This is a genomic window from Zhongshania sp. R06B22 (genome assembly GCF_040892595.1).
Taxonomy (GTDB): domain Bacteria; phylum Pseudomonadota; class Gammaproteobacteria; order Pseudomonadales; family Spongiibacteraceae; genus Spongiibacter; species Spongiibacter arctica.
In genome coordinates this window covers 2,567,794-2,583,551 of record NZ_JBFRYB010000001.1, presented here as the reverse complement: position 1 = coordinate 2,583,551, position 15,758 = coordinate 2,567,794, and the positions used below count along the sequence as shown (strand labels likewise).

Below are 15,758 nucleotides of genomic sequence, written 5' to 3'. Positions count from 1 at the left end.
TCTACCCATCTTAATTTAACGAATATCGAGAGTTACATTCAGTGAAATATATAAGTACTCGTGGCAAGGCGCCCGCCCTGAACTTTGAAGATGTTTTGCTAACTGGTTTGGCACCAGACGGCGGCTTGTATGTACCTGAAGCCCTTCCTGAATACAGTAAAGAACAGATTGCGGCGTGGTCATCGCTGTCTTATACCGATCTGGCTTTCCAAATAATCCAGCCCTTTATCGGCGGCTGTATTCCTGATGATGATCTCAAAGCCATTATCGATGATACCTATGTGGATTTCCGCCACCCAGCGATTGCACCCTTAGTGCAACTCGATCGCAATGAGTGGATCTTAGAGTTGTTCCAGGGTCCGACCTTGGCGTTTAAAGATTTTGCTTTGCAGATGTTGGGCCGCTTGCTGGATTACATCGTAGAGCGTCGCCAGCAGAAAGTCGTGATTATGGGTGCAACCTCTGGCGATACCGGTTCGGCTGCCATTCAAGGCTGCAAGCGTTGCAGTAATATCGATATTTTCATTTTGCATCCATATCAGCGGGTGTCAGAAGTACAGCGTCGCCAGATGACCACCGTCGTGGGCGACAATATTCATAATATTGCTTTGCGCGGTAACTTTGATCACTGTCAAGCCATGGTCAAAGCCAGTTTTGCCGACCAAAGCTTTTTGCCTGATGGTCGGCAATTGGTGGCGGTGAACTCCATCAACTGGGCGCGAATTATGGCTCAGATCGTCTATTACTTTTATGCCGCTTATGCGGTGGGTGCGCCAGATCGCTCGGTAAGTTTTTCGGTGCCCACCGGTAACTTTGGTGATATTTACGCCGGTTATTTAGCCAAACGCATGGGTTTACCTATAGAGCAGCTAGTTGTAGCCACCAACCAAAACGATATTTTGCATCGCTTCATTAGTGCTAATAAATTCGAAAAGCACGAGCTGCAACATACTCTATCTCCGAGTATGGATATTGTGATGTCTAGTAATTTTGAGCGCATGTTGTTTGATTGCTATGACCGCGACAGCGCTGCTATCGCTGATCTGATGCAGCGTATGAATACCGAAACCGTGTCTATCCCAGATAGCGCATTTGCCAAAGTTCGCGGCTTGTTCGACAGCTATGGTGTCGACGATGCGGCGACCATGGAGACGATTGCCTCGGTGTACGATGCTAGCGAGTACCTGCTAGATCCGCATTCAGCGATTGGGGTAAAGGCGGCGCGTGAGTGCCGTCGCAACACAGCAACGCCGATGATTACCTTGGCAACTGCGCATCCGGCTAAATTTCCAGAAGCTGTGATGAAGGCTGGCTACCCGCATGCGCCGGCACTACCGCATCATATGAGTGACTTGTTCGACCTGGAAGAGCGCTATGAAGTTGTCGATAATAATATAAAGGATGTTCACGCGTTTATCGCTGCCAATATCCGCGCCTAGGTAGTGGCCGACTTTCCTGACATTATTTTGCGTACTCCCGCCGTCACAGAATTTTCTGCGACGGTTCCTCTCTTGCTGCAAAAGCTATACGGCGCCCGTGGCGTGCTTCGCGATAGCGATATCGAGACCGGTTTAGAGCAGCTTCCCAAGCCTGACATGAAAGGTATGACGGCGGCTTGCGCATTACTGGCTGATGCTATTCAAAATCAAAAACGACTATTAATTGTGGGTGATTTTGACTGCGATGGTGCAACCAGCACCACCGTGGGCCTGCTAGGCTTGCGTGCCTTGGGCGCAGTGCATGTAGATTATTTGGTTCCCAATCGTTTTGAGTATGGCTATGGGCTGACGCCTGAAATTGTCGCGGTCGCCGCTGAGCGTAAACCGGATTTAATTATCACCGTCGACAATGGCATCTCTAGCATTGAAGGGGTTGCCGCAGCGGCCAAGCTAGGTATTCCGGTGCTGGTGACTGATCACCATTTGCCGGGCGATTCACTGCCCGCCGCCGCAGCTATTGTGAATCCCAATCAGCATGGTTGCCCGTTTCCCGCAAAGTCCCTGGCGGGTGTCGGGGTTATGTTCTATGTTTTGTTGGCGCTGCGCAGCGAATTGCGCGAGCGCGCTTGGTTCTCAGATGCGCGTATAGAACCGAATTTAGCCGAGTTATTAGATCTTGTTGCCCTTGGCACTGTGGCTGATGTGGTGCCACTCGAACAGACTAATCGGGTATTGGTGGCGCAGGGTTTACGACGGATTCGCGCCGGTCGATGTCGCCCTGGTATTAGGGCTTTACTCCGCGTTGCCGGTAAAGAAGCGAGCCGCTTAGTGGCGGCGGATATGGGCTTTGCCCTTGGTCCACGTCTGAATGCTGCGGGTCGGCTGGATGATATTAGTCTTGGTATTCGGTGTTTATTGACGGATGACGAGGATGTGGCACTCAGTTTGGCTGCGGAGCTTGATGACTTAAATCGCGAGCGCCGTGCCATCGAACAAAGTATGAAAGATGACGCCATGAAGGTGTTGGCGCATTTACAGCTTGATGCCAGTAATATTCCCAACGGTATCTGCCTTTACGATCCTACGTGGCATCAGGGCGTGGTGGGAATTTTGGCTTCGCGGATTAAAGACCGCTACCACCGACCGGTCATCGCCTTTGCCGATGCTGATGATCACGAGATGAAAGGCTCGGCAAGATCGATACCGGGCTTACATCTGCGCGATGCTTTAGATCTATTGGCCAAGCGCAATCCGGGTTTGCTAAATAAATTTGGCGGCCACGCTATGGCGGCGGGCTTAAGTTTGGCCAAGGCGGACTACTCGCGTTTTGAAGCGGCTTTCGATGCGATTGTGGCAGAGTTAACCAGTGAAGAGCAGCTCATTGCGGCGGTTTACAGCGACGGCGAGCTTCAGCCGGAAGATTTTTCTATTGAGCACGCGGAGTTGTTACGCAGCGCAGGGCCTTGGGGGCAAAATTTTCCGGAGCCCAAATTTCATGGCCGCTTTCGCCTTGTCCAGCAACGTATCGTCGGCCAGCGCCATTTGAAAATGGTGTTAGCACCGCTATCTGAAAACGGGGACTTTAGTCAGCAAATCATTGATGCTATTGCCTTCAATATCGATACCGCGGTATGGCCAAATGAACAGGTTGATGAGATTGATGTGGTTTATAAACTCGACAGCAACTTGTTTAGAGAGCGCTTATCGGTTCAATTGTTGGTTGAGCACCTCCAAGCAGCGACCGATTGACCCTAAAATTGCACGCCGCGTATCTCAGGAACAACGCTGTTAATCACCAGTGTGTAGCCAATTCCTGACTAAGCTTTGCTCAGTGCCCCTCATCAGGTAAAATGCCCGCCTTTTCCACGTCTTACCGGATGTTGCTCAATGTTAGAAGTTAACGCCATACGCCAATCTCTCAAAAGCATGGGTGAAAGAACCGACGTGCTTCGGGGGTATCTTTGACTATGCCAACAAGAAAGAGCGCTTAACCGAAGTTGAGCTGGAGCTGGGCGATCCCAAAGCCTGGGATGATCCAAAGCGTGCCCAAGAATTGGGGCGCGAGCGTGCATCGCTAGAGGCGGTTGTGGCGACTATCGAAGAGCTAGATACTGGCGTTGCAGACTGCAGTGAGCTGCTTGATATGGCCGTTGAAGACGGCGACGATGAAACGATTAGCGCAATGCTGGTCGACGTAGATCGGCTTGAACGCTCACTCGCAAGCTTAGAATTTCGCCGCATGTTTTCCGGTGAGATGGATGCCAATAATTGCTATCTTGATATTCAATCGGGCTCGGGTGGCACTGAGGCGCAAGACTGGGCCAATATGGTTTTGCGCATGTACTTGCGCTGGTGTGAAAGTCGGGGCTTTAAAGCGGATTTAGTTGAACTGTCTGACGGCGAAGTGGCCGGTATTAAAAGTGCGACCATTCACGTACAGGGCGAGTATGCCTTTGGTTGGTTGCGCACCGAAACCGGTGTTCATCGCTTGGTACGAAAGTCGCCATTCGATTCTGGTAGCCGCCGCCATACCTCTTTTTGCTCGGTATTTATTTCGCCTGAAATAGATGACGATATCGAAATTGATATCAATCCCTCAGATGTGCGTACCGATACTTATCGCGCCAGCGGCGCCGGTGGTCAGCATATCAACAAAACTGATTCGGCAGTGCGTTTAACCCATGTTCCCACTAATATTGTGGTGCAGTGTCAGAACCAGAGATCGCAGCATCAGAACCGCGACAGTGCTTGGAAAATGCTTAAAGCAAAGCTCTACGAATTAGAAATGCAAAAGCGCAACAGCGCTGCACAGGAGCTGGAAGACAGCAAGTCGGATATCGGCTGGGGCAGCCAAATTCGCTCTTATGTTTTAGATGATCAGCGGATAAAAGACTTGCGAACCAATGTGCAGACCAGCAATTGTGGCGCGGTATTAGACGGTGATTTAGATCAGTTTATGGAAGCGAGCTTGAAGAGCGGTTTGTAATTTTAGTTGGTATTACAAACCCTAAAAACACCTTTTTATTTAATGTCTAACGCTACTTTGAACGCGTGTGACCCAAGGAATGTACCATGTCAGAACAGCACAACGAAGCTGAACACGTTCAGGAAGAGAATCGTCTTATAGCCGAGCGCCGCGCCAAATTGTCGGCGATCCGCGAGAAGCGCAATGCCTTCCCAAATCATTTTCGTCGTGAAGACTATGCCGACCGCCTCCAAGCTGAACTGGGTGAGAAGGGCAAGGACGAGTTAGAGGCTTTAGACCGTCAGGCCAGTATTGCGGGCCGGATCATGGCAAAGCGTGGGCCGTTTATGGTCTTACAAGATATGTCGGGGCGGATTCAAGTTTATGTTGATAAAAAGCAGTTTCCTGAAGAGTTAGCCGACGAAATCAAAACTTGGGACATCGGCGATATTATTTCTGCCACCGGCCCAGTGCACAAATCTGGCAAGGGCGATCTCTACGTTTATATGAAAGAGACGTCACTGCTGACTAAATCTTTGCGCCCGCTGCCAGATAAGTTTCATGGCTTGCAAGATCAAGAGATTCGTTATCGTCAGCGATATGTCGATTTGATCATGAATGAATCGTCGCGTCGTACTTTTGCGATTCGCTCAAAAATGATCAGCTCGATCCGTAACTTCTTGCAGCAGCGCGATTTTGTTGAAGTGGAAACGCCGATGATGCAAGTGATTCCCGGCGGTGCGAGCGCGCGTCCGTTTGTGACACATCACAATGCCTTGAGCATGGATATGTATTTGCGTATCGCGCCAGAGCTGTACCTTAAGCGCTTGGTTGTCGGTGGTATTGAGCGGGTATTTGAGATTAACCGCAACTTCCGCAACGAAGGTCTTTCAACTCGGCATAACCCAGAATTCACCATGATCGAATTCTATCAGGCCTATGCAGACTACAAAGACATGATGGATTTGACCGAGGCGATGTTGCGCAATACGGCGCAGGAAGTATTGGGTACCACAACGATTAACTATCAGGGCAGCGAATACGATTTGGCGCAGCCATTTACTCGTCTTTCGGTGTTCGATTCCGTGCTTCAGTTCAACGCTGATATTAGCGCAGCGCAATTGGCTGATATGGCGCAGGCAAGCGCCATTGCCAAAAAGCTGGGCGTCGATGTTAAAGACAGCTGGGGCTTGGGTAAGATACAGATCGAAATTTTTGAAGAGACGGTTGAGCACAAATTGGATCAGCCGACCTTTATTACCGAATACCCAACAGAAGTGTCGCCGCTGGCGCGCCGCAATGATGATAATCCCTTTGTCACCGATCGCTTTGAGTTTTTCGTTGGCGGCAGAGAATTGGCAAATGGCTTCTCGGAGTTAAATGACTCTGAAGACCAGGCTGAGCGCTTTATGGCCCAGGTTTCTGAGAAAGACGGCGGCGACGACGAAGCTATGCATTATGACGCCGACTATATCGCGGCTCTTGAATACGGCTTACCGCCAACGGCGGGTGAGGGTATTGGTATCGACAGATTGGTTATGTTGTTCACTGATGCGCCCTCGATTCGCGACGTGCTGTTATTTCCCCATATGCGGCCAGAGTAATTTGGTGTCGCGTTTCAGGTGCCCAATGTGGCGCCTGATTTGCTATCTTTAACTCTATTTCACGCCTTTGGATTTTGATATAAAACCCGTCTAGACAGTCACTTGTGCAACTATGCTATAGTGTTTGTTATCGCTATTTAGCATTGGGGATTTACACGATGAGTATCGAAAACGTCGATTTATTTGACGGTCTGATGCCGGAAGAAATTCAGATTTTACGCGACACCAGTGTGGTGCGTGAATTTGCCAAAAATACTGTTTTGATCCACGAAGGTGATGTCGCTGACTCACTTTATGTGGTCGAGTCAGGTCGTGTGAAAGTATATTGCAGTGACAAGGGTGGCAAAGATTTTGTCTTGAATATTCTTGAGCACGGTGATTATTTTGGCGAATTAGCGCTGCTTGACGACGATAAGCGGTCGGCGTCGGTAAGGGCGATGGAAACCAGTAAAGTTCGCATTATTTATAAGGAAGACTTTAAAGCGATACTGGATCTACACCCCAATATCACCCGCATTCTTAATAAAAACCTGACTCGCCGGATTCGTAAATTAACAAATGATGTTAAGAGTTTGGCGCTACAAGATGTCTATGGACGGGTGGTTAAAGTGCTGACCGGGTTGGCGCAGCCTGCCGCAGAAGATGGCAGTATGCGTATTGAGGAAAAACTTACCCAGCAAGAAATTGCCGATAGGGTGGGCTCTTCGCGGGAGATGGTGGCGCGTATATTGAAAGATCTGACTATCGGTGAGTACATCGACGTTGATGGTCGTCATATTGTGATTAAGCGCAAGCTACCAGAAAGCTACTAATCATAAATTGGAATCATAGTTTGGGATCATAGTGTGGGATCATAGTGTGGGGAGATCGCTTGGAAAGTGCTTGGCTTTCCCCGGTCTAGGCATCGGAGCGCCGGATTAAACATCCGGCGCTTTTGCATCTGCTCTCTAATACAGTGAGCTATTGCTGTTTTAGATTGCGTGCGCCGCCGTAGGTTAATCCGGCATAGCCCCCTCAAATAATTTACTCCCCGACAATAAGCTCAGCAGTTCCTTTACTAAATTTCGCGCGCAGTTTCTGGCCTTTTTCTAGCTCAGTGGCATCGCGTACTATTGCACCGTCGTGGTCGCTAATAATGGCGTAGCCACGGTGTAAGGTTTGTTCTGGCCCAAGTGTTTTGAGCTGCTGCTGCATATTCTTCAAGGCGATTCGTGGTTGCTGCAGCTGCTGTTTCATTGCGTGTTGTAAGCGGCCGCGCAGAGCTTGAATATCTCGGTGCTTGGTTTTTAGTTGGCGATCGGGGTTTAGCAGTGCGAGCTGTTGATTTGCAGCAACAAGTCGCTGTTGGCGTTGGCGCTGTGCTTGTTCCCATTGGCGTCCAAGACGAATCTCTAAATCATCTAGACGCTGGCTTTGTTCGCGCAACTGGCTGCGTGGGTCGCGCACGCGCCGCGTCAGCGATAGCAGTTGTTCGCGCCAGCGAGAAATTCTGCGAAGTTGGCTATTTGCCAGTCGGCCTTTTAGCAACTGCAAGCGAGAAATCAGTTCACTTTGGTCTGGGCTCAGCAGCTCGGCGGCGGCTGAGGGTGTCGCTGCGCGAATATCGGCAACAAAGTCACTGATACTGAAATCCACTTCGTGGCCCACCGCGCTAACCACGGGTAAGGAGGAATTATAGATGGCTTCAGCGACGATGCGCTCATTAAAGGGCCATAGATCCTCTAAGGAGCCACCGCCGCGGGAGACCAGAATCACATCGAAATCTTTCTTGCCTTGGCTATGCCAAATATTGGCCTGCAATACTGCTTTAGCGATTTGTTGGGCGGCATGTTCGCCCTGAACTAACACCGGCAGTACGCTGACCTGCATGCTGGGCCAGCGTCGCTGAAACACTGATAGAATGTCGTGAATGGCAGCGCCGGTGGGCGATGTTACCACCGCAATATGCCGAATATGGTCTGGAAGCGGTTTTTTGTTGGCAGAGTCAAACCACCCTGCGGCCATTAGCTCTTGTTTGAGTTTTTCGAAGGCTTGCGCTAAAGCGCCAGCGCCTGCGGCTTGCATACTCTCGACAATTAATTGGTAGTCGCCACGACCTTCATACAGGCTGACCTTGCCCCGAACATTGACCTGTTGGCCGGGCTCGGGCGAAAAATTGACCCGAGAATTGCGGCCTTTAAAGAAAGCGCAGCGGATCTGCGCGCGGTCGTCTTTTAGGGTGAAATACCAGTGGCCGGAGCTTGGGCGCGACAGGGTGGAGAGCTCGCCACTGACAGTGACCTGAGCGAAGCAGTCTTCTAGTAATTGTTTCGCCAGGCCATTTAATTGGCTGACGCTGAGGGTTTGTGGCGGTTCTTGTGTATTCATTCGCGCATTATACCAATATATGGGATTTGGTGGCTAAGAATCGGTTTACTCGGCGGCGCCCATCAATTAAAATTGCGAGGATTCTAGCCACAGGCACCGGAATCAAAATATGTTACGCATTGCCCAAGAAGCTCTCACCTTTGATGATGTACTTCTACTCCCCGGTTACTCCGAGGTCACCGCTAAAGATGTTAGCTTAAAGACACAGCTGACTCGCAATATCTCACTAAACATCCCGCTGGTCTCGGCCGCGATGGACACCGTCACTGAAAGTGCGCTGGCTATTGCTTTGGCCCAAGAGGGCGGTATCGGCATTATTCATAAAAGCATGACAATTGCGCAGCAGGCTCAAGAAGTGCGCGCGGTTAAAAAGCACGAAAGCGGTATTGTTAAAGACCCCATTACCATAGAAGCCAGCGCACCTTTAAGCGAGTTGTTTGAGTTGCGTCGTCGCCACAAAATTTCTGGTGTGCCGGTTTTAGATAAAGGCGAGTTAGTCGGCATTGTCACCAGCCGCGACGTGCGTTTTCAGGAAGAGTTAGACGTCCCTGTATCTAGCATGATGACCCCAAAGGAAAAGCTGGTCACGGTTAAAGAGGGTGTCGATATGGCAGTGGCGCGTGAGCTGCTGCATCGTCACCGCATCGAAAAAGTATTAGTGGTCAACGATGATTTCGAACTCACCGGCATGATCACCGTTAAAGACATGAACAACGCTCAAACCTATCCCTTTGCCTGCAAAGACAGTTCTGGTCAGCTGCGAGTTGGTGCATCAGTCGGTACTAGCGCAGACACCGATGATCGTGTCGAGGCACTGGTAGCCGCGGGAGTAGACGTGCTGGTGGTTGATACCGCCCACGGTCATTCCTTGAATGTTATTAATCGGGTGCGGTGGATTAAAGAACACTATCCGCAGGTTGATGTTATTGGTGGCAATATTGCCACCGGCGCGGCGGCACTGGCTTTGATTGAAGCGGGTGCAGACGGCGTGAAAGTCGGTATTGGGCCAGGCTCTATTTGTACTACCCGTATCGTTACTGGTGTGGGTGTGCCACAAATTAGCGCCATCGCCAATGTTGCAGAGGCATTGAAGGGAACAGGCGTACCACTAATTGCCGATGGTGGTATTCGTTTCTCCGGTGATTTGTCCAAAGCGGTAGTCGCCGGCGCCAGTGCAATCATGATGGGTTCGATGTTTGCGGGCACCGAAGAGGCGCCCGGCGAAGTCGAGCTATTCCAAGGTCGTACCTATAAATCGTATCGCGGTATGGGTTCGCTTGGTGCCATGACTAAAACCCAGGGGTCCAGCGATCGTTATTTCCAAAGTGCAGAAGACGGTGCTGAAAAATTGGTACCCGAAGGCATTGAAGGCCGTGTGGCTTATAAAGGCCCGCTGTCTGCTATCGTGCATCAATTAATGGGTGGTTTGCGCTCTGCTATGGGTTACACCGGCAGCCTCGATATGGAGGCGATGCGCAATGTCCCTGAGTTTGTTCGGGTGACGTCTGCCGGTATGAATGAGAGCCATGTTCACGACGTTAGCATCACCAAGGAAGCACCCAACTATCCGACTTGATATGCGGATATACAGACCTGTCTTTAACCACGGAAACCCGCTGCTAGTGCCCGCAAATCAGCGGGTTTCTGTTTATTTGAATTGTTGTCAGTAAGTCTTGCTGAATTAATTGAGAGAGCCACTGTGTCCATTCCTGATATCCATGCCCACCGAATTCTAATTCTTGATTTTGGTTCGCAGTACACCCAATTGATCGCCCGTCGTATTCGCGAGATTGGCGTATATTGCGAAATTCGCGCTTTTGATATTGATGAAGCAGACATCGATGCCTTTAGTCCCTCGGGATTTATCTTGGCGGGTGGACCGGAGTCCGTTACCGAAACTGACTCACCCAGGGCGCCGCAGAAAGTATTCGAGTCTGGAGTGCCGGTTTTGGGGATCTGCTACGGCATGCAAACCATGGCCGAACAGATGGGCGGCAAAGTGGAAGGCTCGCCAGTACACGAATTTGGTTATGCACAAATTAAATTGGAAGCCGCCAGTGCCTTAACTCTGGATATCGCAGACCATATCGATACTAGCGATGGTAAAACACTGCTGGATGTGTGGATGAGTCACGGCGATAAAGTGATTCAATTACCTGAGGGCTTTGAAATACTGGCTTCTACGCCGTCGTGCCCAATAGCGGCGATGCAGTGCGAAGCGAAGAAATTCTATGGTGTACAGTTTCATCCAGAGGTCACTCACACGCTGCAGGGTCAGCGTATTTTTGAACACTTTGTACTGAAATTGTGCGGCTGTGACGCCTTGTGGACGCCTGCCAATATTGTTGAAGACGCGATTGAAAAAGTGCGCGCCCAAGTGGGCGAGCAAAAAGTGTTACTGGGTTTGTCTGGAGGGGTAGACAGTTCCGTGGTTGCGGCCTTGTTGCATAAGGCCATTGGCGCGCAGCTAACCTGTGTATTTGTCGATAACGGTTTGCTGCGCAAGAATGAAGGCGACCAAGTTATGGATATGTTCGCTAAAAATATGGGCGTGAAGGTGATTCGGGCTGATGCCGAAGATGCTTTTTTGAACAAGCTCGCAGGCGAAGCTGACCCCGAGAAGAAGCGTAAAATTATTGGCAATATGTTCATTGATATATTTGATCAAGAGGCTACCAAGCTTAAGGATGTTAACTTTCTGGCGCAGGGAACAATCTATCCTGATGTTATTGAGTCGGCTGCCTCAAAAACCGGCAAAGCACATGTTATTAAGTCCCATCACAATGTTGGCGGTTTACCCGACGATATGGCGATGGACTTGGTGGAGCCACTGCGGGAATTGTTTAAGGATGAGGTGCGCCGTATCGGTCTTGAGCTAGGTTTACCTTACGATATGGTTTATCGCCATCCTTTCCCAGGTCCGGGTTTGGGCGTGCGTATACTCGGAGAAGTTAAGCGGGAGTACGCGGATATTCTACGTGAGGCCGACGCGATCTTTTTAGAAGAGCTACATCGCGCCGACTGGTATCACAAAACCAGCCAAGCCTTTGCGGTATTCCTACCGGTGAAGTCTGTTGGTGTAGTAGGGGATGCCCGTCGCTATGAATACGTAATTGCCTTGCGCGCGGTAGAAACCATAGACTTTATGACAGCCCGCTGGGCACATTTGCCTTATGAGTTATTGGAAACGGTTTCAAATCGTATTATCAATGAAATAAAGCAAGTGTCGCGTGTTGCCTATGATGTTAGCAGTAAGCCGCCAGCGACTATTGAGTGGGAATGAGATAACATTTCTTAGGAGCTGATACTAGCTTTCGGTCCGAGACATTATTAAATGATGATATTTCAATAATGTCTCAGGCCCGTCGGTGATGATAAATGATAAGTAGCAACTTTCGCCTCACACGGCAGATTCCATATCAAATATTCCATGATGGACAGCGACTACAGCTGCCATGGAACGATTTCGTACCCCCAGCTTCCTATAGATATTCTTAACATAACCATCAACGGTATAGATGCTGATGGATAAAGTTTTGGCTATGATTTTATTGCTGTTACCTTGAGCCAGCTCCCTAAGTACGTCCTGCTCTCGTGGTGTGAGCGGCAGGGCTTGAGCTTGAGGTTGCTTAGGATTAGGGCTATCTAAAGGCATGTCGGCGGTCACATTTTTGTTTCGGTTGCCAAGTATCTTCCCCCTCAAACGAGGGGCTGACAAATGAAAAGTTACCTTGCCTCGAGTTAGCTTTTCTTACCTGACCATTTCTGGGAAATGATGCCTGCTACCCATTCGTGAAATGCTTGGATGACTTCATCTCCGGCATGATCGTTGGAGTACGCCAGGAAACATTCCCCGTGCTGAGTGACCTTATTGGGCATGGGCAGCACAAGCTCATCATCCGTGCGCATGAACTGATACGCTGTGGGCAGGTAGCCCATGGCTACGCCGATGTTGTTTTTTACTGCCTCGATGCTGGCCTGTACCGTGCTTACTACTAATTCATTGGACGTTTCTGGGAGCAGATTCCATTGAGTCTGCCAGCGTGGCCACTGATAAGTGTCGCTCGAAATTTTGATGAGTCGGCAATCGCTGAAATCACCATCCCTTAAGCGAGGGCGTTCATTGAGATAGCTGCGGCTACAAATCGGTGTTAGCGCAATTTTTACCAGCGGATGATAGGTCAGCTCAGGCTCGTTACCGCATTCGTGGCGGATGGCGATCGTGGTTTCAGAGTTCTGTAAATCAATTCTGGATACGTCGGAGTCAATCTGGATGTTCAACTCAGGGTGGTTAGCTTGGAACTCATGAATATTAGGAAACAGCAATAGACTTGCAATATTGGGTAGGGTATTGATAACGAAGCGCCGTTTTTTCTTCTCTTTGCGTACCGCTAGGGTTGCGGTGTTGATCAAATCCAGGCCGCGTTTAACATGCAGATAATAGCGTTTACCATCGGCGGTCAAAGAGATTTTTCGGTTCTCTCTTTTAAATAAGATGACCCCGAGGTTTTCCTCTAGGGCCCTGATCTGATGGCTCACTGCCGGCGGCGATACAAATAGCTCGTCGGCGGCGTCCTTGAAGCTCATTCGGCGCGCAGCTACTTCGAATACCCGAATTAAATTTAGGGAGGGTAGATGTTGCTTAGTCATCGTTAGGAGAGTCCAGATTTTCTGTATATAGGTCAGCGTCAGGCGGGAAGATCGACCCTCAATAATATTTCATTCCCGGCACTTAAATTTTTACACAAGTACGGTAGGTAGCTACGCCTTAATATAGTGTCCGCGGTGATATAGGTGTCTCTGTCATAGCTTGCAACTCAACGCAGTAAATATTTGGTTTGAGAAAACTGCCATTGTTTCGATGTTAAGGCCGTTTTGGCAAGTAGTAGATAAGCGAGATAACAATGAAATAGTATCCCATAATAGCTGACTTCAAAAACAGTACGTCTATCTCAAAAAGAGAGAGAACATTCAGTAATTCTAGGATTGTAATTAATATCTGTATTTATCGGTTTGGCTGAATGCATTGCCTTTTTGCGGAGTCTGAGTCCTGGTCATTTTTATTCTTTTTTGGCGCTACAGGTAATCATATTGTTCCTATGAATCTTCTGCCGCTGATAAGGCTTGCTAGGCTGAGCGCAGGGTCTCAGAAATCAAAGGTGTCGACGACGTGACACGCTGCGGCTATCTTTGTCTCGATGTGCAGAGACTACCATTTGTCCTCGTTTTTAATTGTCGATCAGGTCTAGATTTATAGTATGTATGCTTATGGCATAATGACTTACTAGGCCCGTTTCGTGGTTTAACACCTTGTTGGTCTGAATTACTTATTTTTGACGAAGAGTCGATCAAATCTGATATGGATACTTTTACCGACGAGCAATGGATGCGCCACGCGCTAGCGTTAGCGCTAAAGGCAGATGCCAGTAACGAAGTTCCGGTTGGCGCCGTGATTGTGCGCGAGGGTGTCATTATTGGTGAGGGCTTTAATCAGCCCATCAGCAGCTCAGATCCCAGCGCTCACGCTGAGATCATTGCTTTGCGAGACGCGGGTCAAACTGTCGATAATTATCGTTTTCCTGGTGCCACAATGTATGTGACGGTCGAACCCTGTACGATGTGCGCCGGAGCTATTATTCACAGCCGCATTGCGCGTCTTGTTTACGCTACCAGCGAGCCAAAAGCCGGTGCTGTATGCAGCCATTTTCAACTGTTTGATCAATCGCAAATGAATCATAAAGTTGAGTGGCTTGGCGAGGTGTTGGCAGACGAAGCGAGTAGCATACTGCAGGCATTTTTTGCTCGCCGTAGGGATGAGAAAAAACGCGAGAAACGCGGGTAAAAAATAACAGCTTGTGTTGAATCACTGTCTTTTTTGCTTAAGACGCTCAAAGGCCGTCAAAGCTGCGGTTTAACTCGGCGGGTAAATAGTCTGACACGATACGCGGTGGCGGTACTCGGTAGCGATTGAGTTCATCCCATGTCAGTAAAGAATAATAATCGCGGATATTGCGCACATAAAGAGCGGCTTCGTCGCCACGTGCGTAGCCATATTTTGACGGTTTATACCATTTCTGCTGACGCAATAAGGGGAGACTCTCCCTTACATCATTCCAGAGATTTGGATTGCCGCCGCGTTGCTCGGTAATGACCCGAGCGTCTTCTAAATGCCCTAGACCAATATTGTAAGCAGCTAGTGCGAACCAGCTGCGGTCAGGTGATTCGATGCCCGATGGCAAGCGACTATAGAGCTTTTTGTAATAACGGGCTCCGCCCCGCAGGCTTTGCATTGGATCAAGCCGATCCTCCACTTGAAGTTCACGGGCGGTAGAGCGGGTGAGCATCATCATTCCGCGCACGCCAGTGGGCGAGCGGGCGGTTGGGTCCCAATGTGATTCTTGGTAACTGATGGCGGCTAAAAAACGCCAATCTAGGTCATATTCAATGGCAACCTGCTCGATCATCCCTTTCACATCAGGAAGGCGGTCTTTCTTCATTTTCAGAAACGTATGTGTATTAATAAAAGTTCGCCGTTCGTTAAATGTAAAATTACGCTCAATCAGGCGGGCTAATTTGCCGTTGTCGTTAATGTTCCTGAAGAATGTAGTCATTTCTTTTATTAGGCTGGCATTTGCCGGCGTAGCCGTCATCGCCCAAGCTAATTTGCGCGGTTTTCCTGCGCTAAAGGCAATACGAAAGTTGGGGTAAAAAGCGCGGTTGGCGTAGTATTCATTGGAGTTGACTATGGTGGCGTCAATTTGACCGTCAGCGAGTTGCTCGAGTAAGTCGATGGTCTCAAGGTCGCGACTTTCTGCCCAGCTGAGTTCGGGATACTCCTCTTGCAGACTTTTGAGCTGCTCAACATGGGCAGTATTGCTGATCACCCGAATTTGCTTGCCGATAAGATCAGCTGCCGAACTTATCGCATCATTCGCGTCGCGGTTGTAGACGAAATATTGTTTTACGCTGATGTAACTCGGCCCGAATAGAAGTGTTTCTTGTCTTGCAGGGGTAATACTAAGTCCTGCTGCGGCAATATCGGCGCGGTTGTCAGCGAGACCACTAAACACTTCGTCTAGCCCAACCACGGGAATCATTTCTAAATCCACATTGAGATGGTTGGCGAAGGCGAGGGCGAGTTGGTACTCGAAACCAGCTGGCTCACCTTGGGATTGATAGTAAATAGTTGAGCCGTTGCGAGTGAGTACCCGTAAAACCCCTTCGTCTCGAATTCGCTGCAGATTATCACTAGTGTCTTCGCTACTGCTTAGCAGCACTGCGATAAGCACGAAACATCCCGCAAAAAGCCATAATGCGATAAATCGTAATGTTTTAGGGCTTGTCGGCAAGAGTGAAACTCCAATGAATACAGAGGTAATTGTA

12 protein-coding genes are annotated in these 15,758 nt (G+C 49.4%); 8 read left to right on the top strand and 4 right to left on the bottom strand.

Annotated elements, in window-relative coordinates:
* Positions 1–41: 41 nt before the first annotated feature.
* The 5 genes from thrC (at position 42) to AB4875_RS11745 (ending at position 6,820) form a co-directional block, all read left to right on the top strand.
* Complete coding sequence (thrC, locus tag AB4875_RS11765; RefSeq protein ID WP_368376248.1) at positions 42–1,439, top strand: threonine synthase; 1,398 nt, start codon at positions 42–44, stop codon at positions 1,437–1,439.
* Between the two features lie 3 nt (positions 1,440–1,442).
* Complete coding sequence (gene recJ, locus AB4875_RS11760; RefSeq protein ID WP_368376247.1) at positions 1,443–3,188, top strand: single-stranded-DNA-specific exonuclease RecJ; 1,746 nt, start codon at positions 1,443–1,445, stop codon at positions 3,186–3,188.
* A gap of 138 nt (positions 3,189–3,326) precedes the next feature.
* Positions 3,327–4,425, top strand: a protein-coding gene (prfB, locus tag AB4875_RS11755; RefSeq protein ID WP_368376246.1) for a peptide chain release factor 2 whose coding sequence is annotated in 2 segments (ribosomal slippage) — positions 3,327–3,401 and positions 3,403–4,425 — 1,098 coding nt in all. Because the reading frame shifts where the segments join, the coding sequence is not laid out codon by codon here.
* Between the two features lie 86 nt (positions 4,426–4,511).
* A complete protein-coding gene (gene lysS, locus AB4875_RS11750) occupies positions 4,512–6,008 on the top strand; it encodes a lysine--tRNA ligase (RefSeq protein WP_368376245.1) in 1,497 nt (498 codons plus the stop codon).
* Between the two features lie 158 nt (positions 6,009–6,166).
* Complete coding sequence (locus AB4875_RS11745) at positions 6,167–6,820, top strand: Crp/Fnr family transcriptional regulator (protein WP_368376244.1); 654 nt, start codon at positions 6,167–6,169, stop codon at positions 6,818–6,820.
* A 211-nt stretch (positions 6,821–7,031) separates the two neighbouring features.
* Here AB4875_RS11745 and xseA read toward each other — a convergent pair whose 3' ends face one another.
* A complete protein-coding gene (gene xseA, locus AB4875_RS11740) occupies positions 7,032–8,375 on the bottom strand; it encodes an exodeoxyribonuclease VII large subunit (protein ID WP_368376243.1) in 1,344 nt (447 codons plus the stop codon).
* 109 nt (positions 8,376–8,484) lie between these two features.
* Between xseA and guaB the strand changes: the two genes are divergently transcribed.
* Both guaB and guaA read left to right on the top strand, forming a co-directional pair.
* The gene (guaB, locus tag AB4875_RS11735; RefSeq protein WP_368376242.1) at positions 8,485–9,951 is read left to right on the top strand and encodes an IMP dehydrogenase; all 1,467 of its coding nucleotides are present in this window, start codon (positions 8,485–8,487) and stop codon (positions 9,949–9,951) included.
* Positions 9,952–10,074: 123 nt separating this feature from the next.
* Positions 10,075–11,658, top strand: a complete 1,584-nt coding sequence (guaA, locus tag AB4875_RS11730) for a glutamine-hydrolyzing GMP synthase (protein ID WP_368376241.1) — start codon at positions 10,075–10,077, stop codon at positions 11,656–11,658.
* 117 nt (positions 11,659–11,775) lie between these two features.
* On the opposite strand, the gene AB4875_RS11725 is transcribed toward guaA, so the two are convergent.
* Positions 11,776–12,093: a response regulator transcription factor gene (locus tag AB4875_RS11725; RefSeq protein ID WP_368376240.1), complete on the bottom strand. Its 318-nt coding sequence runs from the start codon at positions 12,091–12,093 to the stop codon at positions 11,776–11,778.
* A gap of 23 nt (positions 12,094–12,116) precedes the next feature.
* The gene (locus tag AB4875_RS11720; protein ID WP_368376239.1) at positions 12,117–13,025 is read right to left on the bottom strand and encodes a LysR substrate-binding domain-containing protein; all 909 of its coding nucleotides are present in this window, start codon (positions 13,023–13,025) and stop codon (positions 12,117–12,119) included.
* Between the two features lie 709 nt (positions 13,026–13,734).
* Between AB4875_RS11720 and tadA the strand changes: the two genes are divergently transcribed.
* Positions 13,735–14,217, top strand: coding sequence for a tRNA adenosine(34) deaminase TadA (gene tadA / locus AB4875_RS11715; protein WP_368376238.1), 483 nt, complete (start codon positions 13,735–13,737; stop codon positions 14,215–14,217).
* 46 nt (positions 14,218–14,263) lie between these two features.
* Here tadA and mltF read toward each other — a convergent pair whose 3' ends face one another.
* Complete coding sequence (gene mltF / locus AB4875_RS11710; protein ID WP_368376237.1) at positions 14,264–15,724, bottom strand: membrane-bound lytic murein transglycosylase MltF; 1,461 nt, start codon at positions 15,722–15,724, stop codon at positions 14,264–14,266.
* Between the last annotated feature and the right edge of the window lie 34 nt (positions 15,725–15,758).

Bases quoted from the DNA above. Each gene is read 5' to 3' on its own strand.
- AB4875_RS11745 (WP_368376244.1), top strand. From the start codon at position 6,167: ATGAGTATCGAAAACGTCGATTTATTTGACGGTCTGATGCCGGAAGAA.
- AB4875_RS11720 (WP_368376239.1), bottom strand. From the start codon at position 13,025: ATGACTAAGCAACATCTACCCTCCCTAAATTTAATTCGGGTATTCGAA.
- lysS (WP_368376245.1), top strand. From the start codon at position 4,512: ATGTCAGAACAGCACAACGAAGCTGAACACGTTCAGGAAGAGAATCGT.
- guaB (WP_368376242.1), top strand. From the start codon at position 8,485: ATGTTACGCATTGCCCAAGAAGCTCTCACCTTTGATGATGTACTTCTA.
- xseA (WP_368376243.1), bottom strand. From the start codon at position 8,375: ATGAATACACAAGAACCGCCACAAACCCTCAGCGTCAGCCAATTAAAT.
- tadA (WP_368376238.1), top strand. From the start codon at position 13,735: ATGGATACTTTTACCGACGAGCAATGGATGCGCCACGCGCTAGCGTTA.